At 45.3% G+C, this 25,376-nt stretch carries 20 protein-coding genes and 2 pseudogenes; 13 read left to right on the forward strand and 9 right to left on the reverse strand.

What is annotated here, in order from left to right; genetic code table 11:
- Positions 1 to 137: 137 nt before the first annotated feature.
- Entirely contained in the window at positions 138 to 413 is a 276-nt protein-coding gene (locus AAW31_RS09985; RefSeq protein ID WP_046850137.1) for an RNA recognition motif domain-containing protein, read from the reverse strand.
- A 1,108-nt stretch (positions 414 to 1,521) separates the two neighbouring features.
- Between AAW31_RS09985 and AAW31_RS09995 the strand changes: the two genes are divergently transcribed.
- The 4 genes from AAW31_RS09995 to bamC all read left to right on the forward strand — a co-directional run bounded on the left by AAW31_RS09995 (position 1,522) and on the right by bamC (position 7,810).
- Positions 1,522 to 3,000, forward strand: a complete 1,479-nt coding sequence (locus AAW31_RS09995) for an FMN-binding glutamate synthase family protein (protein ID WP_046850139.1) — start codon at positions 1,522 to 1,524, stop codon at positions 2,998 to 3,000.
- 80 nt (positions 3,001 to 3,080) lie between these two features.
- On the forward strand, positions 3,081 to 5,681 hold the full coding sequence (clpB, locus tag AAW31_RS10000) for an ATP-dependent chaperone ClpB (RefSeq protein ID WP_046850140.1): 2,601 nt from the start codon (positions 3,081 to 3,083) through the stop codon (positions 5,679 to 5,681).
- Between the two features lie 83 nt (positions 5,682 to 5,764).
- Positions 5,765 to 6,643, forward strand: coding sequence for a 4-hydroxy-tetrahydrodipicolinate synthase (gene dapA, locus AAW31_RS10005; RefSeq protein WP_046850141.1), 879 nt, complete (start codon positions 5,765 to 5,767; stop codon positions 6,641 to 6,643).
- Positions 6,644 to 6,652: 9 nt separating this feature from the next.
- Positions 6,653 to 7,810, forward strand: coding sequence for an outer membrane protein assembly factor BamC (gene bamC, locus AAW31_RS10010; protein WP_046850142.1), 1,158 nt, complete (start codon positions 6,653 to 6,655; stop codon positions 7,808 to 7,810).
- A gap of 274 nt (positions 7,811 to 8,084) precedes the next feature.
- On the opposite strand, the gene AAW31_RS10015 is transcribed toward bamC, so the two are convergent.
- Positions 8,085 to 8,303, reverse strand: coding sequence for a hypothetical protein (locus AAW31_RS10015; RefSeq protein WP_046850143.1), 219 nt, complete (start codon positions 8,301 to 8,303; stop codon positions 8,085 to 8,087).
- Between the two features lie 420 nt (positions 8,304 to 8,723).
- On the opposite strand from AAW31_RS10015, the gene AAW31_RS10020 reads away from it, so the two are divergent.
- Positions 8,724 to 9,011, forward strand: coding sequence for a hypothetical protein (locus tag AAW31_RS10020; protein ID WP_046850144.1), 288 nt, complete (start codon positions 8,724 to 8,726; stop codon positions 9,009 to 9,011).
- Between the two features lie 20 nt (positions 9,012 to 9,031).
- A pseudogene (locus AAW31_RS10025) lies at positions 9,032 to 9,190 on the forward strand (transposase); the annotation flags it as partial.
- A gap of 227 nt (positions 9,191 to 9,417) precedes the next feature.
- Here AAW31_RS10025 and AAW31_RS10030 read toward each other — a convergent pair.
- Positions 9,418 to 9,867 carry a hemerythrin domain-containing protein gene (locus tag AAW31_RS10030; RefSeq protein ID WP_046850145.1) on the reverse strand — a complete coding sequence of 150 codons (450 nt, stop codon included), beginning with the start codon at positions 9,865 to 9,867 and terminating at the stop codon, positions 9,418 to 9,420.
- Positions 9,868 to 10,115: 248 nt separating this feature from the next.
- Here AAW31_RS10030 and AAW31_RS10035 point away from each other — a divergent pair, with 248 nt between their 5' ends.
- Complete coding sequence (locus tag AAW31_RS10035) at positions 10,116 to 10,916, forward strand: tellurite resistance TerB family protein (RefSeq protein WP_046850146.1); 801 nt, start codon at positions 10,116 to 10,118, stop codon at positions 10,914 to 10,916.
- 541 nt (positions 10,917 to 11,457) lie between these two features.
- Here AAW31_RS10035 and AAW31_RS10040 read toward each other — a convergent pair.
- From AAW31_RS10040 to AAW31_RS10050, 3 genes are all read right to left on the reverse strand, one after another.
- Positions 11,458 to 12,678 (reverse strand): alpha/beta fold hydrolase, encoded by a 1,221-nt coding sequence (locus AAW31_RS10040; protein WP_046850147.1) that lies wholly within the window; start codon positions 12,676 to 12,678, stop codon positions 11,458 to 11,460.
- 14 nt (positions 12,679 to 12,692) lie between these two features.
- Positions 12,693 to 14,420, reverse strand: coding sequence for a DNA polymerase/3'-5' exonuclease PolX (gene polX / locus AAW31_RS10045; protein ID WP_046850148.1), 1,728 nt, complete (start codon positions 14,418 to 14,420; stop codon positions 12,693 to 12,695).
- Between the two features lie 179 nt (positions 14,421 to 14,599).
- Positions 14,600 to 15,412: a Mut7-C RNAse domain-containing protein gene (locus AAW31_RS10050; protein ID WP_200899587.1), complete on the reverse strand. Its 813-nt coding sequence runs from the start codon at positions 15,410 to 15,412 to the stop codon at positions 14,600 to 14,602.
- Between the two features lie 105 nt (positions 15,413 to 15,517).
- Here AAW31_RS10050 and AAW31_RS20645 point away from each other — a divergent pair.
- From AAW31_RS20645 to AAW31_RS22025, 6 genes and pseudogenes are all read left to right on the forward strand, one after another.
- A pseudogene (locus tag AAW31_RS20645) lies at positions 15,518 to 15,661 on the forward strand (transposase); the annotation flags it as partial.
- Positions 15,662 to 16,141: 480 nt separating this feature from the next.
- Positions 16,142 to 17,179 carry a DUF2278 family protein gene (locus tag AAW31_RS10055; RefSeq protein ID WP_046850149.1) on the forward strand — a complete coding sequence of 346 codons (1,038 nt, stop codon included), beginning with the start codon at positions 16,142 to 16,144 and terminating at the stop codon, positions 17,177 to 17,179.
- 119 nt (positions 17,180 to 17,298) lie between these two features.
- Positions 17,299 to 17,979 (forward strand): ABC transporter ATP-binding protein, encoded by a 681-nt coding sequence (locus tag AAW31_RS10060; protein ID WP_046851680.1) that lies wholly within the window; start codon positions 17,299 to 17,301, stop codon positions 17,977 to 17,979.
- A complete protein-coding gene (locus AAW31_RS10065; RefSeq protein ID WP_046850150.1) occupies positions 17,976 to 20,525 on the forward strand; it encodes an FtsX-like permease family protein in 2,550 nt (849 codons plus the stop codon). The genes AAW31_RS10060 and AAW31_RS10065 overlap by 4 nt, the downstream gene beginning before the upstream one ends.
- A 6-nt stretch (positions 20,526 to 20,531) precedes the next feature.
- Entirely contained in the window at positions 20,532 to 21,602 is a 1,071-nt protein-coding gene (locus AAW31_RS20650) for a lipocalin-like domain-containing protein (RefSeq protein ID WP_046850151.1), read from the forward strand.
- Between the two features lie 240 nt (positions 21,603 to 21,842).
- Entirely contained in the window at positions 21,843 to 22,130 is a 288-nt protein-coding gene (locus AAW31_RS22025) for a hypothetical protein (RefSeq protein WP_046850152.1), read from the forward strand.
- 289 nt (positions 22,131 to 22,419) lie between these two features.
- Here the strand turns inward: AAW31_RS22025 and AAW31_RS10080 are convergent, their stop codons facing one another.
- From AAW31_RS10080 to AAW31_RS18945, 3 genes are all read right to left on the reverse strand, one after another.
- Positions 22,420 to 23,202, reverse strand: coding sequence for a hypothetical protein (locus tag AAW31_RS10080; protein ID WP_046850153.1), 783 nt, complete (start codon positions 23,200 to 23,202; stop codon positions 22,420 to 22,422).
- 961 nt (positions 23,203 to 24,163) lie between these two features.
- Complete coding sequence (locus AAW31_RS18940; RefSeq protein WP_052752176.1) at positions 24,164 to 24,424, reverse strand: hypothetical protein; 261 nt, start codon at positions 24,422 to 24,424, stop codon at positions 24,164 to 24,166.
- A gap of 171 nt (positions 24,425 to 24,595) precedes the next feature.
- A complete protein-coding gene (locus AAW31_RS18945) occupies positions 24,596 to 25,324 on the reverse strand; it encodes a transposase (RefSeq protein WP_158441469.1) in 729 nt (242 codons plus the stop codon).
- Between the last annotated feature and the right edge of the window lie 52 nt (positions 25,325 to 25,376).

A 25,376-nucleotide genomic window follows, 5' to 3' on the forward strand; every position in this document is an offset into this window, starting at 1 on the left:
TACTTCAATGCGAACTATCTGATAGGAGGTAACCCTTAATGAAAAAGTAAAGTGGGTCTAGGTTGTTAAACCTGCACAGCTAAACTGTATAGGATATTTCTAGATATTTTTTTAACAACAGATTGTGCAGGTGGGAGTTACCATCTGCGTTGCTTAGATTGCGTACGTTCTCCACGTGGACGTGCGAGATTAACAGTAATATTCCTTCCATCCACAGCACGTCCATTTAACTTCTTGACTGCTTCTTCAGCTGCAGATTGTTTTTCCATTTCTACAAAGCAAAACCCTTTGGACTGACCAGTGTATTTATCCTTAATAAGGTTAATATTCATCACTTTTCCAAATTCTCCAAAAATAGTATGAAGCATGGTATCAGTGACATTATAAGATAGGTTTCCAACATAGATATTCATTCACATCTCTCATTTTTGTGCGGTGATTAGTTAAACCTACCAAATAACTCACCAAAATTAATTGATAGTGGTTTGTCATTAACTGACAAATATTTATAAAAATATCTAAGGAAAATTAAAGTGAGTCATATTTGAATCCTCTATTTTCCTGAAAGACGTTTCTTTGTTTTATTATCGCTGTCGAGTGTCCTATTAATCCAGGGCAAGCGCGGCATTATTCTGTTGTTAGATAATTAGAATAATTGATCTTGTAACAAATGCAGGTCATTTGAATGGGCCAATATACAGATCAATGCATAAGTCTTTGCTAAACTTGATTGACCGAAAATATCTTTAATCGTGGGGCAAATTATTGAGTATGTCCTACTATGCATTGTTTTTTTGCAGATACATAGTCAGACTATTTTTGGGTTTGCTACGAATTTGGTAATTGTACCCTTAATATAGCATGAAAATAAGCATTTAATTTATAAGACCCATTAATGGCATCATGGTTCCATTATCCACGTGATCTTACTAATGTGGGAAGCCTGAAAACTATAATAAATTGCTGTAGCACAAATAATGGAGAGATTAGTTTTTCTTGTTGAATTTATGAATGAAAAGAATAATATTGTATAGCACCTTCCCTTTTTCTTCGTACTTATCGCAGTTATTTGCCTTTTTCTCGTGAAAAGCTCTCGCTCGAAGCTGCACGTTGGTAGCTACACCAGCTAGTAGAACCGGAGAAGCTAATGAGATTTGGTCGAGAAGAGGGAAGAGGACGCCATACAAGGTAAAGCCATTTGGGAAGTAGAGGTAGAGTACACAGTGTCAGTTTGTTATGGATCAGCGGATAAGAATTATCTCAAGAAAATTTTAATCAGAATGTTATTCCATTTCTAAATCGAACTGACTTTGTCGGCTTTACCTTGCCGTACGATTGATACTATCTGCGGCTCGCCTTCGCGTCATTTTTAATTTGGAAATGGCGTTAGACTGATTATGCAGGCGCCCAAAATTTTTTATCTGCAGCAGCCATTGATGCGGTTTAAGTTCATGATGTTTTCAATGAATTTGCCAATATGAGGATGTATCGGATTATTTTGAGAAGGTAATTGAATTCTGTATGTCTAATGTAATAAACCCAATCGTATATAGCATAGGTACTATCCTGGGGTTGGTCTTCATTGGAGCTATTGTCGCGTTGTTTATCCACGATATTATCCAGAAACAGCACTCGATATTACGCAATTATCCAGTTATTGGCCGTTTACGTTTTCTTTTCGAGCTTCAGGGCAAGTACTTTCGTCAATATTGGTTTGCCGGTGATCGAGAGGAACAGCCTTTCGATCGTGCTACTCGCGCTTGGGTATACAAGAATGCCAAGAATAAAGGGGGCATCATCGGTTTTGGCTCCACTTATGACTTGCGTGAACCTGGGGCAAGCATTTTTGTCAATGCCGCTTTTCCCATTCAGGAAGAAGATCAGTTACCAACACCTTCGCTACTCATCGGGGAAGGTTATTGCCAACATCCTTTTGAAGCGAAGTCGATTATTAATATTAGCGGTATGAGCTATGGTGCCATTTCAGCAGCCGCAATACGTGCGTTGTCGCTGGGTGCGGCCAAGGCTGGATGCTGGCTCAATACAGGAGAGGGGGGGCTTTCTCCTTACCATAAGGAAGGTGGTTGCGATGTGATCATGCAAATAGGTACCGCTAAATATGGCGTCCGCGATGAAAACGGTAATTTCTCCCCTGCCCGCGCCAAGGAAATCGCCCAATTTGTGAAAGCTTTTGAGATCAAACTTTCACAGGGTGCGAAACCAGGTAAAGGGGGATTGTTGCTTGCTCCGAAAGTAACTCCTGAAGTTGCTGCTATTCGCGGTATTCCCGTTTTTCAGGATTCTATCAGTCCTAATCGCCATCACGATATTGGTAGCATCGAGGAATTACTTGATAAAATTGCTTACATTCGTGATTTAACCGGACGTCCGGTAGGGGTTAAAAGTGTTATTGGTGGCTGGCATTTTATCAATGAGCTTTGCGATGCCATTCATCGGCGTGGGTTAGAGTATGCACCTGATTTTCTGACTATTGATGGCGGAGAAGGGGGTAGTGGTGCCGCTCCCCAAACACTTATGGATTATGCAGGACTACCTATTGCAGAGGCTTTGCCGCGCGTGGTGGATACACTGATCGAATCTGACCTGAAGAAACGGATCCGTGTGATTGCGGCCGGGAAACTGGTCACTTCAGCTCATGGAGCGTGGGCATTGAGTGTAGGTGCAGATTTTGTTAATACCGCGCGCGGGTTTATGTTTGCCTTAGGCTGCATACAAGCGTTGCGTTGCCATCTGAATACTTGCCCTACTGGCATTACAACGCATGATCCGTGGTTACAACGCGGCCTGGTTGTTGAGCAAAAATACCTGCGGGTTGCCAACTATGCTATAAATGTTAACAAGGAGATCGCCATGCTTGCTCATTCGTGCGGACTTAAACATGCCCGGGAGTTCCGGCGGGAACATGTGCGTATTGTGCAAACTCCAGGAAAAAGCGTTGCATTGAATATGTTGTATCCTTATCCTGAAGTAAAGCGTTAAATAAAGAAGAACTCAAGGGTTGAAATTCTATCCTACTCCCATATAGTAAGGGGCAATAGATATTCTCATCAGGAGCTTGTATGCGTCTCGACAAACTTACTACTAAATTTCAACAGGCACTGGGTGAAGCGCAAAGTATGGCGTTAGGCAAGGATCATCCTTATATAGAGCCTCAACATTTGCTGCTCGCGCTATTACAACAAGAAGATGGTGGAACTTCTTCGCTGTTGCAACGTGCGGGCGTTAATGTCAACCCATTGCGTGAGGCGCTCGTAAAAAGCCTGGAACGTCTTCCCAAAGTGGAAGGGGTGGGTGGAGAAATCGGTATTTCGCGCGATCTTAACAACCTGCTCAATTTAACAGATAAGGAAGCGCAAAAGCATGGGGATCAGTTCATTGCCTCCGAGATATTCCTGCTCGCTGCACTTGAGGACAGAGGCGAAACCGGACAACTATTAAAGCAGCATGGGGCTAATCGCAATGTGCTGGAGCAAGCGATCAAATCGGTACGGGGCGGTGAGAGTGTATCGAGTGCAGAGGCAGAAGGCAGCCGTGAGGCATTGAAAAAATACACCCTCGATCTCACTGAGCGCGCACGCATGGGTAAGCTTGATCCAGTAATTGGACGTGATGATGAAATTCGGCGAACCATCCAGGTATTGCAGCGACGCACCAAGAATAATCCGGTACTGATTGGTGAGCCTGGGGTAGGTAAAACTGCCATCGTAGAAGGATTGGCTCAGCGCATCGTAAATGGAGAAGTCCCTGATACACTGAAAAATAAGCGTGTACTGTCGCTCGATATGGCCGCATTATTAGCAGGTGCGAAATATCGTGGTGAATTTGAGGAGCGGCTGAAAGCAGTACTCAAAGAACTCGCACAAGATGAGGGGCGTACCATCGTATTTATTGATGAGTTGCACACCATGGTAGGAGCGGGAAAGGCAGAAGGTGCCATTGATGCCGGCAATATGCTCAAGCCAGCACTTGCGAGAGGAGAGCTGCACTGTGTCGGCGCAACTACTTTGGATGAGTATCGTAAATATGTCGAGAAGGATGCAGCGTTAGAACGCCGTTTCCAGAAAGTACTGGTAGACGAGCCGACAGTAGAGGCAACGATTGCTATTTTGCGCGGCTTGCAAGAGCGCTATGAAGTCCATCACGGGGTAGATATTACTGACCCCGCTATCGTAGCGGCAGCAGAGTTATCTCATCGTTACATTACTGACCGTTTTTTACCGGATAAAGCTATCGATCTGATCGATGAGGCTGCGGCACGGATCCGTATGGAGCGGGATTCCAAACCTGAAGTGATGGACAAGCTTGATCGCCGCCTAATCCAGCTCAAGATTGAACGGGAGGCAATGAAAAAAGAAAAAGATGAAGCCTCGCAAAGACGTCTGACACTACTGGAAGATGAGATAAAGAAGCTTGAGCGCGAGTATGCTGATCTTGAAGAAATCCTGAAGGCAGAAAAATCACGCGCCCAAGGTTCACAGCACATCAAGGAAGAGTTAGAAAAACTCAGAAAAGAGGTAGAGGCGGCGACGCGTAAAGGAGACTGGCAAAAAGTCTCTGAGTTGCAATATGGCCGTATTCCTCAACTGGAGGAACAGCTGGCTGAGCAGATCCAGCAGAGTGAAACTACTGCACAAGTTAAAGAGGTCAATCGACCGAAATTATTCCGTACTCAAGTCGGTGCTGAGGAAATTGCCGAGGTGGTCTCTCGTGCAACCGGGATACCGGTTGCCAAAATGATGCAGGGAGAACGGGAAAAACTGTTATTGATGGAGCAAAAACTGCATGAACGCGTGGTTGGGCAAGATGAGGCAGCACGTCTTGTTTCCGACGCTATTCGCCGTTCACGCTCAGGATTGGCTGATCCCAACCGGCCTTATGGTTCTTTCTTATTTCTGGGGCCTACTGGAGTAGGTAAAACGGAATTATGTAAAGCATTAGCTGAATTTTTGTTTGATTCCGAGGAGCATCTGATACGAGTCGATATGTCGGAATTCATGGAAAAGCATTCGGTAGCACGTTTAATAGGGGCCCCGCCAGGTTACGTAGGCTACGAAGAAGGGGGTTATCTCACCGAAATGGTGCGGAGAAAACCTTATTCGGTGATTCTGCTCGATGAGGTTGAGAAAGCACATCCTGATGTATTTAATGTTTTGCTGCAGGTACTTGATGATGGACGTATGACAGATGGGCAGGGGCGTACAGTAGATTTTAAAAATACGGTTATTGTCATGACTTCCAACCTTGGTTCGCAAATGATTCAACAAATGAGTGGGGATGATTATCAGGTCATCAAACTTGCCGTGATGGGAGAAGTAAAAGCTTATTTCCGTCCCGAGTTTATTAATCGTATTGATGAAGTTGTCGTGTTTCATGCGCTGGATGAAAAGCATATTAAATCGATTGCACAGATTCAATTGCAGAACCTGGAAGCACGCTTGGCTAAAATAGAAATTAAACTGGAAGTAACCGATGCGGCCTTATCAGAACTTGCACGTGCCGGTTTTGATCCTGTATTTGGTGCTCGCCCATTAAAGCGGGCTATTCAATCACAAATCGAGAATCCTCTCGCTAAAGAACTTTTACAAGGTAATTTTGCCGCTAAAGATACGATCAGAGTTGATTGTGTAAACGATGTTTTAACTTTTTCCAAGGTGATATGATTTCCCTGGAAAGAAAGCGAAACGATAATGCATGAAAGTAGATAGTTTCAGGTAGAATATATTGTTTTTTTAAAGAAGATCCTATGCTAAAAGGTAGCTTGGTTGCGATTGTTACACCCATGTTTGAAGATGGCGCTCTGGATCTGGAGAGGTTTCGTGCGCTCATTGATTTTCATATTGCGCAAAAGACCAGTGGAATAGTGGTGGTCGGAACGACGGGTGAATCTCCTACCGTAGATTTTGATGAGCATAATCTGTTGATACGGACTGCGGTATCGCATGCGGCTGGACGAATACCGATCATTGCTGGCACTGGCGCGAACTCCACGAGAGAAGCTATTGATCTGACCATCTTTGCCAAAGATGCAGGGGCGGATGCCTGCTTATCGGTCGTTCCCTATTATAATAAGCCAACCCAGGAAGGACTGTATCAACACTTCAAGGTGGTAGCAGAAGCGGTTGATATACCAATGATTTTATATAATGTACCAGGTAGAACGGTCGCAGATATTTCCAATGATACCGTTCTGCGGCTTGCGCAAATTCCTAATATCATTGGAATAAAGGATGCGACGGGTAACATTGCACGGGGTTGTGATTTACTGCATCGTGTGCCGCTGGATTTCTGTGTGTATAGTGGAGACGATGCCACTGCACTGGCATTGCTGCTGTTAGGAGGACATGGCGTTATTTCAGTGAGCGCAAATGTTGCGCCCAAATTAATGCATGAAATGTGTCACGCAGCGTTTGCAGGAGATTTGATTGCCGCGCGTAGTATTAACAATAAGCTGTTAAAGTTGCATGTAGACTTGTTCGTTGAAGCGAATCCTATCCCGGTGAAATGGGCTGTCATGGAAATGGGTTTGATAAGCTCGGGAATTCGATTACCTTTAACACCACTTTCAAGTCAATTTCATCAATTGATCAAAGATGCAATGAAACAAGCTGAAGTAATGATTTAAAGGTTTGCGATGTCGAGAGTAAAATGCCAAAGAACGCTCATGCTGAGCGCAGTGTGGATATTGGTGATTTCTGGCTGTAATTCATTTAGTTTATTTCCAGAAAGTAAAAAAATAGACTATAAATCAGCGGGTAAGATACCTCCATTGGAAGTGCCCCCTGATCTGACTGCACCTTCTGCAGATGAACGCTACGCGGTACCTGATATTTCTTCTACAGGAAGTGCCACATTTTCTACCTATAACAGGGAGCGGGCAGAGCAGCCACAAGCTTATGGTAACTCTTCTATACTGCCTGTAACAAAGAGTCCCGCTCAAATTGCCCGATCAGGCACCCAGCGCTGGCTAGTGGTTCATCAAGCTCCTGAAGATGTCTGGCCAATAGTTAAAGAATTCTGGCAGGATTTAGGGTTTCTAGTTAAGGTTGAGGCGCCTGATGTGGGAATTATGGAGACTGATTGGGCAGAGAATCGCGCAAAAATACCCCAAGATATTATTCGAAGCGTTCTGTCGACTTTTCTCGACGGTTTGTATTCAACTGCTGAGCGTGACAAATTTCGTACCAGGCTAGAACGAAGTGAATCAGGTACAACCGAAATTTATATTAGTCATCGTGGAATGGCTGAAGTGCTTGCTGACAGGAGTACGCAGCGTACCATCTGGCAACCACGTCCTGCTGATCCTGATCTGGAAGCTGAAATGCTTGCCCGGCTGATGATACGCTTTGGCGCAGGGGAAGAGCTCGCCAAACAAGAAGTCGCTTCTGCAGCGAGTGAAGCCAGTGCCGTTAAAGAGCAAGCTTATATGGATAAAGCCAGGGGCGGCGTGCTAATAATTAGCGAAACTTTTGACCGCGCATGGCGTCGTGTAGGATTGGCGCTTGATCGGGTAGGTTTTACTGTTGAGGATCGAGATAGATCAAGTGGTGTTTATTTTGTTCGTTATGCTGACCCTGATCTTGAAAGTAGGAAAGCGAGCGATGGCCAGGGGATTCTTTCAAAGCTTGCTTTTTGGCGAAGTGATACTGATTCAAAAGCAGAACAATACCGTATTCAGGTAAACGGAGTCGGGGCTAACAGCGAGGTTCAGATTCTCGATCAGGATGGTGCGCCGGATGAATCAGAAGCAACGAATCGAATTCTTAATTTATTATATGAGCAGCTTAAATAGTTAGGTCTGGTAAATGATTAGCTGCGGTTGTACTAATTATTCTAAATCCCAATAGAAAAGTAAATAATATTAGACATATTTTCATTTATTTACATAGTGTTATGTTAAATTATAATTTCAGTTTTAATTAAGAATTAGAATTAAATAAATAAAAGTAAAAGGGTAAGAGGATAACAGAAGAAAAGCAAGGCTTGTTTTGTGCAAAGCGAAAAGTAGCTAATAAAAAAACCGCCCTGTAGGCGGTTTTTTTATTAGCTACATGGTTATTATATTATTAATGACCTGGTTTGCTGGTGCCGCCATAGGGACGTGCATCTGCACCCTCTTTAAGGCAGTTACCATTAGCATCCAATCCATGAGGACAATCCACTTTTTGACCGGAGATGATTTTATTATAGGCTTCTTTCTCGGTTTCAGGTAATGCTTGACCTGGTTTGCCACATCCTGCCAATGTCAGAGCTGATAAAGCGGCGGCGATCAGAAAAAATCTCATTATATTGATTCCTTATTAAAATTTGTAACTAACAACATCTTGTGACCAGTCCAGTATATAACGAAAATACTTGCTTGCTCAAGCAATGATTTGCAAAATTTTCATGGCGCTATGATTCACAATTCTCTTGCTAAGCTAAATAGACCTTCAAGGGGGTGTTCAATTACTTCTTCATCAGCATATTTTTCTTATAAATTATCCTCCATAACAATAACATGCTTGACAAATATTGTGCGTGCTTTCTACTAATTTTTTAGTTTTCTCCTTTCTCTGTGTTCTATCCTGACAATTCCTATTGAAATCGGTATGAACCACTCGCTTAGTATAATCAGGAACTCAACTAACGCTTGTTCTGTCATAAGGTGTATTCCAACAACCCGCTGTATCGAGATTTCTTATGAGACACAGACAGGAGGATCTATGCCACAGGGTGACAAGAGTAAGTATACGGACAAGCAGAAAAGGAAGGCCGATCATATAGCCGAAGGATATGAAAAACGTGGAGTATCAGAAAAAGAAGCTGAACGAAGAGCTTGGGCAACCGTCAATAAAGAATCGGGCGGTGGTAACAAACCTGGTGGCAGTGGTTATGGGAAAAAAGATACTCACGCATCATCCCGCAAGGGTGGACACAGCATGACAACGGAAGAACGGAGCAGAGCCGCAAAAAAAGGTTGGGAGACCCGCCGCAATAAAGAAAAGGCATAATACCCCATTTAAATGATGCGGTGCAGCTCGTTACCAAGGTACGCAAGAACATGAAAAACAAGCTGTTGCTGCTGTTTGGTAAATTCCTGTTATGTAAACCCTCGATGATTGAGACCGCCAATGACCTATTGAAGAATATCTCGCTAATTGAATATTTCCGCCATCATAGTTCATTCAACTCTATTTCTAAATTGAAACTGGCTTTGCCGGTTTCACATTGCTGTATGATTGATATTGCCTGAGGCTCGCCTTCGCGTCATGTTTGATTTAGAAATGGAATGAGGGATATGCTTCTTTAATGATCACGAATAAACTTCGCAAAGCCACTGCACCATAAATAATCGCATTTCCGGGAAGCTGGGGTCAGCTGACTCTGAATATATATATATACTTGCTGCTAGCATCCTTATTTCTCGGTCAAGTGACGGTTTATTTCCCATAAAGCTTCCTCGGGTACAATTTCCTGAATAGCGGGAAATAAATATTGCTCCTCATAGCGAATATGCATACTGAGCAGTGCCGATAGCTTCTGACCTTCTTCAGCCAGCGCCGCTTCTTGCTCAATGTTTTTTCTCAGTTGACTCACGGCTTGTTGGATGTCGTCGTGTTGTTTTAAGGTTCCGATAATTTCCAGATGGTCTGGTGATGAATACTGAGATAAAACGGGTAGCAGAATTTCTTCTTCTTGACGAAAATGGAGTTGAAGACTGGTATCCCAATACGCAATAAAATCAATGGCAATCCGATGAAGTGATGGTATATCGGAGCTGGAAGAAGCCATACGCAGATTTTTTGCCTGGACAAGAGCATGATGATGATCATGAGACAAGGGATAAAGGCTTTTATGACGTTTCATAAGTGATCATTTGTAACATGGGCTAGTGTTGAGTTTATCAATGCTAAAAGAGAGCATGTATGCCAACGAGTCAGTAGGACAAAAGAGCATATGAAAAATTAATGAATACAGCAATAGCTATGGAATACGTGTTTGTACGTATTTACTTGGTTTTTAATATCCGATTAACTGTTACCACTTGCGTATGAAAGCTTAGGCAATCTTAATGTGATACTTCACAGAGATCTTTTAACCAGGGAGGTAATACGATGAGCTATGGAGATATTGTAGGACGTTTGCTAAACGAAATGACCAATAAGGGAAAAGAAAGACTTAAACATATAGCCAATTCTGCTCAGTCTACAACTCAGTCTACAACTCAGTCTACAACTCAGTCTACAAATAAGTGGATGGATATGATAGAAAAGTTCGTTCGTACGAAGCAAGCCGGTAACTTGACAGGCGGACAATTAGGAGGCATAGGCGCACTGGCTGGCGCTTTGCTAGGTGGTGGAGCGTCTGTAGTAAAAGGTGCGCTAGGTGGAAGTGCGCTTTCTATGTTAGGAGCTATGGCCATTAATGCCCTTCAGAAAAAATATGGTGATCAGCCTTCTGATTTACAGAAAAAGGAAGCGACTCATTCGTTGCCTAGGGAGCAATTAGAAAGGGAAGCGGCACATTCCTTGCCTAAGGAGCAATTAGAAGCGATGATTTCATCAGACACAGAAAAGCTTATACTGCGGGCGATGATAAATGCTGCCAAAGCAGATGGTCAGCTTGATCAGTCTGAAATGGACAAAATTATGGGTAAGGTAAATGAAGACGGGATTACGGACGAGGAACGCCAATTTATCCACAATGAGCTAATTCAACAAATGGATCTAGACAAGCTGGTTTCCAGCATTCCTAATCAAATTGTTGCGACTCAGGTTTATGCTGCTTCCTTATTCGCAATTGATATAGATACGGAAGCCGAAAAAGCCTATTTGCGTCAATTGGCACATTCACTTAAGCTGGACTCGGATACTGTTAGAAGCCTTCATGAGATGACAGGCTCTCCAATAATTTAACTTTATCTGCTACCAGCTTTTGGTTGCGTCTTGATCAATATTTTATTTGGATATAAAAATATTGATTGAGGAATTCCATGATGCGAAAGTTTATCGTTGAGCTATAGGTACTTTTTTCTGGATCTATATCTTAAATGTCGCTCCTGTAGAGGATACAAGCGGCAATTCTCTTTATGACCTGACTCCTGGTTTCAACGTAATGGCGGGTATATTTTCTGTTGCGTGTATTTCGGGCGGTGTATTTATCCTGCAGTAGCGATAGGCGTGGTATTAATGGGTCTGATAAATTCCAGCAATATCTGGGTTCATCTGGTTGCTCATTTTATGAGAGGTGCAGGGGCAGTATTGATTATTAATATGGTGAAACCAGATGACAAATAGAGAAAGAGAAAGCTTGCTATTTGATAAGTTGGCTGGTAGAGATGTATGAACACCTTATCATTACATTGTCTAATTTCTGAATTAAAACTTGCTTTGTAAAAAAAACCAATAGAGCGAAACTGGTTTGTTATCAATCCGATTTTCGCTAGGCTGCTAATCATCAATTTTGCAGCTCCGTCATTTTCTCGTGCTGCCAAGAAAGCCTCCTTCGATCTAGCCATTGTTCGATTTTTTTCAAGATCTCATTCCGTAACGGTTGCGATGAGAAAAGGTGCTCATGGTGGCTCAACTTCGGTAGGGGTAACAGTTCATTATCTGGATGATTCTGTAGAGTGAGCTGTGCAAAGTCCTCACTACCCCAGGATGGAGTAATCGGATCACGGCCAGAGAAGATCAAATAATAAGGTATAGCGAATTCGCTCATATGATGGCGAAAATGGATGATTTCTGTTTCGATTGCTTTGACATAACGCAACAGAGCGCGACGGATGAACCAACCATCGGCGCGAATACGAGCTTTTTCATGCTCGCTATCAGTTAAATAATCGACCACCCAATCAGGTGTGGCCGGCGTGAAGAGTGTCCGCAGACCTGGCCAGGATAACACTTCAAATATTCCGTCGAGCAATGGCACAATGATAAGGGACACGATCTGATTAATGATTAATAGTGGCAAAGATTCGTTCTGCGGACTCAAGAAATGCTCTTCGGCATGAAATGATAGCTTGATGAGTGGATTTGCCAGCCAGCCGCGCCAGCCTGGAACTTCGGTAACGGAAAAGGCTGGCCCAAGCAAGATAATGCCTTGCACTCGTCTGGCTGATTCGCTCTTATTTTGAGTCGACAGCAAATAAGAAGCCGCAATCAGAGCACCCAAGCTATGAGAAACAATGAAGATCGGTTTGTCCGATTCACCTTGTTCATCGCATGAGATAATCAGCTGCTTTAATGCATGACTTAGATCTTGTTTCATTGGCTCCAGATCATATAATGGAATTTGTGCCAGATAGGCATCACCCACTTCCTGTTGAGCAGCTCCCGCAATCAGGGCTCGATCTGCCCGTTGCAGAATCGGATTGGACAGGCCATGCGCATAAAGATCGAACCCTGCCACTATGAAACGCTGAGCGAAATAACGGGCTATTTCGCTATAACGCCCCATGTATTCATTCATGCCATGAACAAGCAGCAAACAAGCCAATGCATTGCTGGGTTCGGTCGGTTGTAAAATCCGTAGAAGCAGGGGACTGGCATCATCTGCCTGGTGAATAGGAATTTCCTCACCCCAGCGCGGGTAAGGTTGGGTGATGAATTGCCGGTGGACACAACCCGAAAGCATTGCTACTAGCAAAACTATGGATGCCACAAAAGAGTAGCGCATATTTCAGCTTTGCCCTACATCGTACGCTTAAGAAGCGGTTTGAGTTCTTGTAATGAGCGGGTATTGAGTACATTTTGTTTCTCCAGCCAGCCACGCCGTGCTTGGCCAATACCGAAACGCAGGTTATGGAAATCCAACACACTGTGCGCATCCGAATTGATGCTGATGAGAACACCTTCATCCTTGGCTGCCTGGCAATAAATGTCGAGTAAATCCAGTCTCTCCGGATGAGCATTAAGCTCTAGGTAGCAACCGCGCTCTTTAGCCTTGCGGATAATACGCAACATATCGACATCGTAGGGTTTACGCCTGGCGATGAGCCGTCCACTAGGATGAGCGAGCAGCGTGAAATGGGGGTGATCCATGGCCTTGAGAATACGTTCAGTCTGTTTGGCGCGTGACAACTCGAAGCGACTGTGTACGGCGCCGACTACCAGATCCAATCTTGCTAGTATCGAATCAGGTAGATCCAAGCTACCGTCTTCGAGAATATCAACTTCAATACCTTTGAGCAGCGTAATTTCCGTTAATTGCTCGTTAAGACGATCAATCTCGTCAATCTGCTTGGCTAGTTGCGTCGGATCGAGGCCATGGGCAACGGTGAGCTGGCGCGAATGCTCCGTAATAGCCAGATATTCAAAGCCACATTGTTGCGCAGCGCTAGCCATTTCTTTAAGCGTAGCATGACCATCGCTTGCCTTGCTATGCGCATGCAAATCGCCCTTCAAATCACCCAGCTCGATAAGTTCAGGTAAATGCCCGCTTCTGGCAGCTTCAATTTCACCGCGATCTTCGCGTAATTCTGGCGGAATAAACGGCAGCCCTACAGACTGATAGACAGATTCCTCCGTTTCCCCAGCGATACGCCGTTGACCCTTAAATACACCATATTCATTGATTTTGAGCCCTTGTTCCTGACCCAGGCGGCGGATAGCAATGTTATGTGCCTTACTGCCTGTGAAATAATGCAGGGCTGCACCATAGCTCTCGTGTTCTACTACACGTGCATCCACTTGTAGCTTGCATTTAAGGATGACACTACTTCGGGTAGGGCCGTGCGAGAGCACCTCCGTTATATCGTCATAGCTGCAAAAGCTTGTCATGACCGGGCTCTTCTGGGCGGCCGTAATCAAAATATCGATATCTCCTACTGTCTCCTTGGCTCGTCGGTAACTGCCTGCTATTATCGCCTGCTGTACTCCGGAAATCGTCCGAAGCCAAGCTATCAGAGGCTCAGCATACTGAGCTGCAGTAGCCAATTTAAAACGGCTGGTGCTGCCAGCATAAATGGCTAAGGCATCAGCAATGCGCATCTCAGTTTTTTCACCAAAGCCCGCTAGACTCTGAATACGATGGTCGCGTACCGCCCGTTGCAATTGCTCCATAGTATGGATATCCAATTCCTGATACAAAGTTTTTACCCGTTTGGGCCCCAGCCCAGGAATTTTTAGTAATTCCGTAATAGTCGACGGTAATTGCTTATGTAGCTTATCCAGCACAGAACAGTGACCGGTCTCAACGATTTCCTGTATTTTGTTAGCGAGATCTTCCCCAATACCAGGAATAATCGTCAAATCTTCTCCTCTTTGCACCATGATACGGACATCTTTACCCATTTCCTGCAAGTAACGAGAAGCATTACGATAAGCACGCACACGAAATACGTTATTGCTATTCTCAATTTCCAGCAAATCAGCCATCTCTTCGAAGATGGCTGCGATATCAGCATTATGGATAGGCATCGCGCCTCCTTTATTTTTTTGGACAAAAGTAAAGGAAAACCAGTTATGAACGTAGTGAATATATGTTCATTGTTCTTAGGAGGGTTTTATGATCATAGTAGTTTCCTAATGCTTTGACTAGGTTACTAAAAATAGTGGCAAGAAAGTTTCATGCTTGCACTTACTAATTGATACCTTGCTCAGTTTGTCAGCAAGCCGGCGAAGCGCCGTCGCATATTTTCTAAGTGGGAGCCTTCCCAGTAGATGCGCTGGCAATTGATGCATTGACGGAAGACTTCATAGTAACGTCTCGTCTTAGGTTCAAGATGATCCAATATCTTGGTCTTGTCGACGGGAGCGAGCACACCGTTACAGACCAGACATCGTGCAAAAGGATGAACCAATCTGCATAAATCAAAGCGGCGCACGACTTCATTGATCTGGCTTTCAACATCAACTGCACGCACCCAATAGCCATGCTGAATCTGTTTGGCGTGCAGCAGGCGACGGTCTCGGGTCAGCACGATACGCTGCTCGTTTACTGCAATCTTCACAACCATCGAATCATGATAGTCATTACGATAGAGACTGTCGAAGCCCAATAAGCGCAGGGATCGGGCGAGCTTGCCCAAATTGACATCCAGGATAAAACGAGGATCAGATGGGATTTCTTCGCGTAATCTAAGCAAGGGGCTGATGTCCAGCCTTTTGAAAACCGGAAAGACAGCGACACGATCGCCAGCCTGCAGTTGATAATCGAATCTCACTGATTGACCATTTACAATAATCAATTCAACTTCGGTATGAGGTACACCGAAAGCTTCAATCGGATCTTTAATTCCAGGTTGACCACTGAAGCGATAGGGCATCGTTTTCTGCCGTTGCTCGGCAGAAAAAAAATCATTCAGCTTAGCATAAAAACGAAATTCAGCTACCTTGTCTGGTTGCATCTTTTCTGCTCTTAAAGGATTATCATGCGGTAAACTATCAGAAAATCCGATTTGATGCGTCAACCTTGTGACCTCTCTTTAATCAGGTCAACACAATTGGCAATGGGAGCGTACCATGTTATTCCCGTCAAAATCAAAAGGAACAAAAGAAATAGGTCGTTGGGGATCAATGGTATTCTTGAGAGCATTAATAACAAAATTCAGCTTGCCAAACGACGAGCCAGAGGTTATCGAAATATTAACAACTTCATCAATATGATTTATTTCTTATATGGAAAACTTCGGTTTACTTACCCACGGTATTTTACATAGAACCAAATCAGCATTATTCCGAGAGCTATGTCAGCAATGGTGTAACCAACTATCACTATGCTGGGATTATCTACAAATATCATTCGATTTCAAACTCTAGCACAGCCGGCCGCACCATAATGTTCGACGGCGTGAATTTGGATTATAACGGTTGGTACGCAGATATATCACATACTCAATATGTGAATAAGGAAAAGGGGGGTTAATCTCTTACTGTTTCGAACTTGATGGCGGACTGGTTAACCATAGGTTTACAAACTCATATACAGCATGGAATAGTAGAGACCGTCACTCGGTAAATTGTTGAAGCTAGAATGATTTTTTCAAGGTAGACCATAAAAGCTTGGAAAAATCTTTCTAGCTTAAGAATAAATCCTTTTGCTTGAACCAATATAGAAAGAAACTAATCATAAAAAAAGAATATAGATCTGAGTAGCAGCTTTTAAATGCCAACCTACCGCAACATATTTAGGAGGAATGATGGCTTTAAAACAATACGGCGTTCTTAAAGGCAAAGCGATCAATAAAATCATTGGGAAAGGTTCAAGCCCGCATTACGAAGTGCATGTTATCGACGATACCACAGACTATCGTATTGCTGTGAATGTAAAATCCAAGCTAGCTCCCTCTGAGCTTTTATATTTACTCATTGATGATTTTCGCCATCCCATTCTGGAAAAACTGATCAAACTAGATAAAGGATTTACTCGGCTTGAGAATGCACCAGACAAAATGGCGCTCGACTTTATCCGCGGCAATCTATTCGATCCAGGACAAATGCGTCCTTTACCGCATAACATTCCTGGCCCGGATAATGATCTCAATGAAAAAATAGATGCTTATGTACAACGCGCCATTGGCGACGAGCGGGCAAGTGTTTATGCTTTCGGTGAACGCTGGGGACCTGAAGCAAACATAAAAGATCAATATTTCGGCTTTCTGCCCGGAAATGGCATTCACAATATTCATATGAATCAAGGCAATGTAGAGCAGTATGTGGAGGAAGATGGTGTCTGGCAGGATGGGGCGTTACTTTTTCATTTTCCGAGCATAGAGCAGGTGGGGGCTGGCACGGAGATTTGGCCGGAACAGTGGGTCGCGGTATTTTTAGCCTTCCAATCCCAGTGTTGGCATAGCGATGATCAAACAGGTCATCGATTGCCTGAATGTGAGGACAATATTCCGCCTAAAATAGAATCTGACGTACAAATCATAGCGGCGCTGGTTAATCCGGCAGGGGACGATCAAGGGAATGAAACAGTGACCTTGATTAATCGCTCGCCCAATAGCGTAGATCTGTCCGGTTGGTTAATTGCAGATAAAAATAAAAAACGATCCTTTATCACCAACCTGCAGCTTAACCCAGGCGCAACCGGTGTCGTGAAACTGGATAGTCAGGGCGCGCAGTTAAGTAACAATGGGGGAATTATTACCCTGCTCAATCCGGAAGGGCTTAAATATCACGGGGTATCTTATACCAAAGAACAATGTCGTAGCGGCTGGACGATTGTGTTTTAAGGCGTAATCTTTTATTTGCCAAATATTCTGAATTGGTTCAGGTCTAGCTAAACTGACATATATTGGTCTAATCTATTCTGCTGCCTTTCGGGTCTTTTTCATAGGACAATGGCCTCATGATGAAAAATACTGCTACATTGGAACTATGTGGCATCAGCAAGACTTATGCGAATGGAAAGCAGGTGCTGTCCGATTTATCTTATACCCTGACTACAGGGGAGTATGTAGCCATCATGGGGGAATCGGGGGTGGGTAAATCGACGCTACTGAACCTGATTGCCGGATTGGATATTCCTGATACCGGCGAGATATGGGTTGATGGCGTGGTGCTGTCAGCAAAAGATGACGAGGCAGCCACCTCTCTGCGGCGGCGTCATTTTGGCTTTGTCTTTCAGGCATTTCACGTCTTGCCTCATTTGACGCTGTTACAAAATGTCGCATTGCCGCTGCTGCTCAATCATTTGCCGTTTGATCGTGCCCAACAAATGTTGGTGGCAGTAGGATTGCAGGGGCGAGAGCAGGATTTCCCGCGCCAATTATCGGGAGGGGAATTGCAGCGTGTCGCGATTGCGCGCGCACTGGTGCATCGGCCTCGTCTGGTTCTGGCTGATGAGCCGACAGGCAATCTTGATCCCGATACCGCTCAGGAAATTCTTCAATTGATGCGCAGTGAAATCAAAGCCAATGGTGCTGCCGGCATTATCGTTACCCACTCGCAAGCAGCCGCAGCAACAGCAGATCAAATCCTGCTGCTGAGCAAGACTGGCTTACAACCCGTGCTATCTCATCAACGTGTATGAGTCGTAGTCTTCTGTCCCGTTGGCTGTTGCTGGGAGAGTGGCAAACGCATCGGCTACAAATCGTGGTTGCGCTCATTGCGATTGCGCTGGGCATTGCCATGGGTTTCTCGATTCATCTGATCAATACTGCGGCAGTCAATGAGTTTTCTGCGGCCGCCAAAAGCTTGTCCGGTCAATCAGATTTCCAGGTGCGCGCAACGCAACCGACCTTTGATGAAATGCTGTATCCTCTTTTGGCACAGCATGAAAGCGTGGCAGTTGCCAGCCCGATACTGGAAATCCAGGCGGCCATCCCTGCCAAGTCAGAGGACGATAGAAATAATACCTTGAAAATTCTCGGGATCGATGTGTACCGTGCGGTTGCTATAACACCCGATTTAGTTGGCGTGCCTGCGAAAGGGCGCGCTTTCGACATATTGTCAGACGATGCCATTTTTCTGTCACCTGCAGCGATGGAATGGCTGGAAGTCAAGCAGGGTGACCAGCTGTCATTACGTCTGGGCACCCAAACTGTGACATTGCGGGTAGCAGGTGGCCTCGTCAGAGCGCATGCCGGGCAGCGCATTGCGGTCATGGATATTGGCGCAGCACAGTGGCGCTTTAATCATGTTGGATGGTTATCACGCATCGATCTTAAATTAAAACAGGGTGTCAACCACTCTGCATTTAAAGAGGCACTTGAAAAGGAACTGCCCGCACAATACCTGATAACTGAAACGGTCGATCAGGAAAGGCGTATCCATAATATGTCACGCGCCTATCGCATCAATTTGAATGTACTGGCGCTGGTTGCGTTGTTTACCGGTGCTTTTCTGGTATTCTCGACTCAAGTGCTGTCCACTTTGCGGCGGCGTCCACAGTTTGCGCTGCTACGCGTACTTGGATTGACGCGCAACCAAATTCTGCTGCAGATCCTGCGTGAAGGTGGTCTGCTTGGTATGATGGGTTCTCTGCTCGGGCTTGGGTTGGGTTATGTATTTGCCGCAACCGCATTGCATGTTTATGGCGGGGATCTCGGCGGGGGATTTTTTCCTGAAATCAAACCGGCTATTCAGATGAGTCCGTTGGCAGCTTTGCTTTTCTTTATACTCGGGGTGAGTGTGACCCTGTTAGGCAGCCTGCTGCCCGCCTTGGAAGCAGCTCAAGCCCATCCCGCGTCCGCGCTCAAGTCGGGTAGCGAGGAGATGGCACTGGCAAAATTGCGAACTCCCTGGCCGGCACTCATCTGTTTACTATTGGCAGCTATGTTCACGCAACTCCCGCCTGTGGCGGAACTGCCGCTTTTTGGCTATTTTGCGATAGCTTTGTTGCTGATCGGCGGCATTGCCTGGATGCCATCATTAACTGCCTTGTTTTTTTCCGGATTATTTCGCGTCTTTAACCGCCTGACAGCGGGTGTGCTGACTACTTTGGCATTAGCCAGGCTGGCGAATGCGCCACAGCAAGCTGCGATTGCACTAGGAGGAGTCCTGGTAAGTTTCAGCCTGATGGTGGCTATGGCGATTATGGTGGCGAGTTTCCGCATCTCGGTAGAAGACTGGCTGACGCGTATTCTGCCAGCTGATCTCTATGTGCGCACAGAGGCTCGCCAGGATGCACTTGGCTTTACGCTGCAAGAGCAACAGGCAATTGCGGCAACAGCGGGAATTGAACGTATCGATTTCATTCGCTCACTGCAGCTTACTCTCGATCCAGCCCGACCGTCTGTTACATTGATTGCCCGGCCAATCGATCAAGCTGATCCAGGCCATACTCTGCCGATGACAGATAATGCGCTAAATCCTGCAGAAATTCCTCTGGAGGCGATTCCCATTTGGGTATCGGAAGCGATGGTTGATCTTTATGATTACCAAGTGGGCAAGCGTGTGGCGTTGCCGTTGAGTGAGGCGCAGCAGGACTATATTGTGGCTGGTGTATGGCGTGACTATGGGCGTCAATATGGTGCTATCCAGATGCAACTGGCTGATTACCAAAAGATAACAGGTGAACGACATGTCAATGAAGTAGCGCTCTGGCTACAGGCCGACGTCATGTCTGCGGAGGTTATGGTTTCGCTGAAAGCGCTACCATTTGGCGAATCGTTGACGTTCTGGCAGCCGAATGCAATTCGGGTAATCAGCCTCAAGATTTTTGATCGCAGTTTTGCCGTCACCTACCTGTTAGAACTGGTTGCGGTCGGGGTAGGCTTGCTCGGGGTGGCAGCCAGTTTCTCCGCGCAGGCACTGAGGCGTGTCAAGGAATTTGGTATGTTACGCCATATCGGGGTGACACGCGGTCAAATCTATCGCATGCTGGCACTGGAAGGCGGATTGCTGGCTGGCTTTGGGATCACTATCGGATTTTTATTGGGAGGAAGTATCAGTCTGATTCTCATTTTTATCGTTAATCCGCAGTCATTCCACTGGACGATGGAACTTCATCCACCCTGGCAATGGCTGCTCATCATGGCGTTCGCCATGCTGATGGCAGCGGCAGTGACGGCGCTGCTCGCCGGACGGCACGCGGTGTCGGGCAATGTGATACGTGCAGTTAAAGAGGATTGGTAAGAGGTTATGTATAAGCTGGTATCGTTCCTTATTTTATGGTTGACGTCGCTGGGAGTGCCTCTGGCAGCCCCGCCGGTATATACCTCTGTGACGCCGCGAGCGCTGGTTTTTCCAGAGGATTTTGGTGCGCATGAAAATTTCCGCATTGAATGGTGGTATGTGACAGGCTGGTTGGAAACGTCCGATCAGCAGCCGCTGGGCTTCCAGGTTACTTTCTTCCGTCCGACCACTGAGCACGATGAGGATAATCCCAGCCGGTTTGCACCCAAACGGTTGATCATCGGTCATGCGGCGCTGACCGATCCAACGGTCGGTAAACTGTTGCATGTGGAGAAAAGCGCGCGTGAGAGCTTTGACTTGGCTTATGCCAAGGCTGGTAACAGCAATGTGAAACTGGATGACTGGTATTTTATTCGGGAAGCGGATGGCCATTACCGCACCTATGCTAAAGGGGCTGATTTTACGCTTGAGCTTTCATTGACGCCGACGCAACCACTGATGTTGCAGGATCTGGATGGCTTTTCCCGCAAAGGACCGAAACCTGAGCAGGTCAGTTATTATTACAGTGAACCGCATTTGCAAGTCAGCGGCACGGTCACGCGCGATGATCGGGTTTTACCCGTGAAAGGCAGCGCCTGGCTCGATCACGAATGGTCTTCGGAATATCTTGATCCGAACGCGGAGGGGTGGGACTGGACCGGCATCAATCTGGACGATGGTTCGGCGTTGATGGCTTTTCAGATCCGTGGCAAGGACGGCAAGAAAGCGTGGGCCTATGCCGGTTTGCGCGACCCTTCTGGCCGCATGACTATTTTTTCGCCGGATGAAGTCAGCTTCCTTCCCGTGCGCACCTGGCGCTCTCCCCATACCAACGCAGTCTATCCAGTCGTCATGCGCATCAAGACGAGGGATATTGAATGGAAGATCGAGCCGTTGCTGGATGATCAGGAACTCGATGCACGCCAATCGACGGGTGCGGTTTATTGGGAAGGGGCCGTCACCGTGACGCGTGATGGCCAGCCGGCAGGTCGCGGTTATCTGGAATTGACTGGCTATGATAAAGCGTTATCGATATAGCTGATAGCAAAATAAGATGAAACTGACTGACAACGAAATTTGCGATATCACGCAGCGCCTGGAAGCGGGCAAGTCGTTGCCGGACAAATACCGTCTCCTGCTATTCGAAGATAAGCGCGAAGTGGAGTTGGTCTGAAATGGTAAGACGAACGAAGTGTGTAACATCGTGCTGCCCTTTCAGACGATTGAGCAAGTGGACGAACCGCGTGCGGAAAAACCATCGGATACGGGGCCTTGCAAATGAGCCTGTTCGATATTGACAATCGCGGACGGCAGCTCAAAGGCTGGATCAATAAGCTCATCTGGGGCGATAACAAGCTGATTCTTTCCAGCTTGAAGAATGGGCCATTATATGAAGAAATCGAAAAACAGGGTGGCCTCAAGCTGATCCACATAGACCCGCCGTTTGATGTGGGTGTTGATTTTTCGATAGATATCGAAATTGGCTGTGATACTTTCACCAAGAAATCCAATGGTCTCGAAGAAATTGCTTATCTTGATATCTGGGTAAGGGCGCGGATTCCTTAATCGTGATGATCTACGAACGGTTGGTGCTGATGCGCGCGATCTGCTCGCGGAAGATGGCAGCATTTATGTACATTGTGTATTGTTGTAGAAGATGCGATGCGGTGGCGAAAAGACAACCTTAGCCCATCCAAAATGAAAGATTATAAAGCGTGGTTAAACAAGATATTGATGAGGTTGAAAAGGCGTTAGTGTTGTGCTAGAGCTCTTATTTTCTGGTATATAGTACGCCTTTTTTATTGTCAATTTATGAGATATTAGAGGAGGAAAGGTCTCCCCCTCTAATATTCTATTAACTTTCTCCGGTAATGACGTTATTCCAAGTGGGCGGTTGACCTACCAACATAATTGACACATCGTTGCCAAAGTTAACGATGAAAGTATCAGCCTCAATTTTGATATTCGTAATATGACCGGCCAACTCTTCACGAGTTAAATCATACTCAGTGAAATCCAGCATATCCCCTTCCTGCCCATTATAGTTATTAATTGTCCAGCGCCCTATATCATGGAAAACAAAATTTTCTGCTCCCTTTTCACCATGGCAGGGTTCACCTGGACGTGCGTCGACATGCTTTTGTTTATCACCACCACGGTCTTTACCATCATGATCTTTGCTACCTTGGTCTTTACCGCTCTGGCCTGTACCACCAGAGCCGTCTGTTCTTGGAGCATCCGTAATTGGGGCACTCGTATCAGCACTTAGAGCATCAGTAATCGGGGCGCTAGTATCTGCACTTAGAGCATCAGTAATTGGGGCACTAGTATCTGCATTTGGAGCATCAGTAGTTGAGGCACTAGTATCAGTACTTGGAGTATCAGTAGTTGGGGCACTAGTATCAGTACTTAGGGTGCCAGTAGTGGGGACATCAGTGGGACTACGATAAAAATGTACGTTGTGTACAGTAGAGTAAGTATCTATCATTTTCAGCCAGTCTTGAAAATAACCATTGTAATAATGGTAGTAGTCATCTTTAGATACTTCTACACCACCATTGTAATAATGCCGGTCATCATCTTTAGATATTGCAGCTATATTATCGCCACTCGTGCCATTATCAGCGCTTGTACTCATCATATTCCCCTTATATGTTTGGAATCAATACTCGTTGAACAATCTTTCGGATCATGTTGGGAATTGCTATCTTCTGAGTCCATCTCGTGCCTGTTTTAATGAGCCTACAAGGGATTGCTACGATCAAAGGATTCATGAAGTAAAATCCCAACCCAGATTTACTGAGCTATTGTTTGGAAGAAACTACCTCATGGGTTAAGCTAAATTACCCTTAATAATGCAGAAGTAATTTGGTCACTTTGATTTTTAAATTTCAAAGAGCTCTCAAGATTGAATAATATTGATCTTGTTTATTTTTAGGGAATGTTGGTAGTTCTAGCCCTGTACTTTCAATCCTTCAAATTAATATCCGTCATTTCGCGCTACTCGGTTTCATCCATCCTATCCGCTGGTAAGCCAACTAGTACCGACAAACATTCTGCTCCTCTCGCATCTTCAAGCCCTTTAATCCTTGGGTTGCTCACAGAATGCTACCTATAACCTCTGTTGAGGCAAAAGGAAAGAGGAAACAGCAAGCAGACACTCGATCCTCTATGTGCTAGCCCTTACTGTACCGCCGGCATAAAACTGCTCTTTGGCAATAAGTTTGTTTTCGGTAGTTCTACAAGCGCGGGACTTCGCTTGGCAATAATATGAATGCGCTCCCCTTTGAATCGCACCAGAAGCAATTCGTCAACAAAATGCCTGGCAGCATTAATACCAAGAGCGAGAAAATGAATTCGTTACATTAAAATTTCCTAATTCTTGGGGTTACCACCTTAGCATGTAACGATGCTATAGAATAAAAAATAGACTGACAATAATACAAAAGCATACATTTTAGCTGTTTGTGCTAGGAATTTCTCCAAGAAATTTGAAGAAGAAAACCAGATGATCTGACTATCTCGTTTTTTTACATTTGCTGGCAAAGCTTATATCTGTGCTATTGCTGCCAATCTTCTGCCGTATCTGGGCAATACTGCTAGTACCTTGTATTTGTTTGGCGATCGCCAGCAGGCAAAATCGGATAGCTGCCAAATGAATGGATGTGATATAGGCGACGTAGTGGTTGCTTTGCTCTTTCAGCAATCCGAGCGAGAGGCTGCTTTGCTTCTTTGAAATAAACTTCAACTGCCCACTGCATGACATAGCGTTGTAAAATCTCTGTGGCGGATAAAGCGGTACCGGTACATAAAAAGACTACCCAGTCATGCTTGCCTGTTTGGGTTTTAGTTTGATCCATCGCACCACGGACAAATAACAATCGAATTTAACCCATTGTTCAGAGTCCTTAGGGCTTTCGGCCAGATTGAGTTCTGCATCTACCATTTTAGCCTGGTAGCCACAGCCGGCAATCATCTGACGTTTTTACCGACACTGTGCCGATAGAGTGCTCTAGCATCCGATTTCTGTCTCACATGCTACCTGCGGCATATTCACTTACGCGATATTTCATCCTGTTTTTCTTCATCCTGAGAATGGCAAGCAATGCGGTTTCCTGGCTCAGGCGTATCATTGCTTTGCTGTCGTACCATACATCGGCCAATAGATAACTTGCGTCAATCCCAGCCCGTACATTCCGGTGAATCATACTGGCAACCATCTCCGGCTTACTTTGGTTTTGAACAATACGATAACGCTTCGCCACTATACTGCGCCCATCCTGAAATGGCTGTTCCAGAGGCTGGGCTTTTACCTGGCTAATAAACAATTCACTATCCAGTAGCACCAGACCTTCTTCGCTTGCCAGACCCAGTGTCACTACTTGTTGTCCCATCACATGCCTTCCCAGGGTGTGATCAAAATGGCTCGAAATGCCAGGCATCTTGTAGCCAAACCGTCGCACCACCGTATCATCCACAACAAACCTACTATCCTTCGCCTGATAACTTGACAACGCCTTGCGCGCAACCTGCTTATGATGCTTGCGCCAGTTCAGATCCTGCCGGTTCAGCGTCTCATAAAGTACATCTTTACCCATCCCTTGCAACAGCCCTTCGCGCGTAAACATGCCAATAGATTCTTTCTTTAACCACAACCACAGCGATAGTATGTCAATCACTTCATTGATGGGCCTGCCCGAATGTTTGCTAAATCCACAACGGCTTAATAAGGTTCTTATCCCTAGCCGTTGCCAAAGCATAGCCAAAATATTATCAATTAAGAGCCCGCTTGCTTGCAAAAGATCGGACGTT

This window comes from Nitrosomonas communis (assembly GCF_001007935.1).
Lineage (GTDB): Bacteria > Pseudomonadota > Gammaproteobacteria > Burkholderiales > Nitrosomonadaceae > Nitrosomonas > Nitrosomonas communis.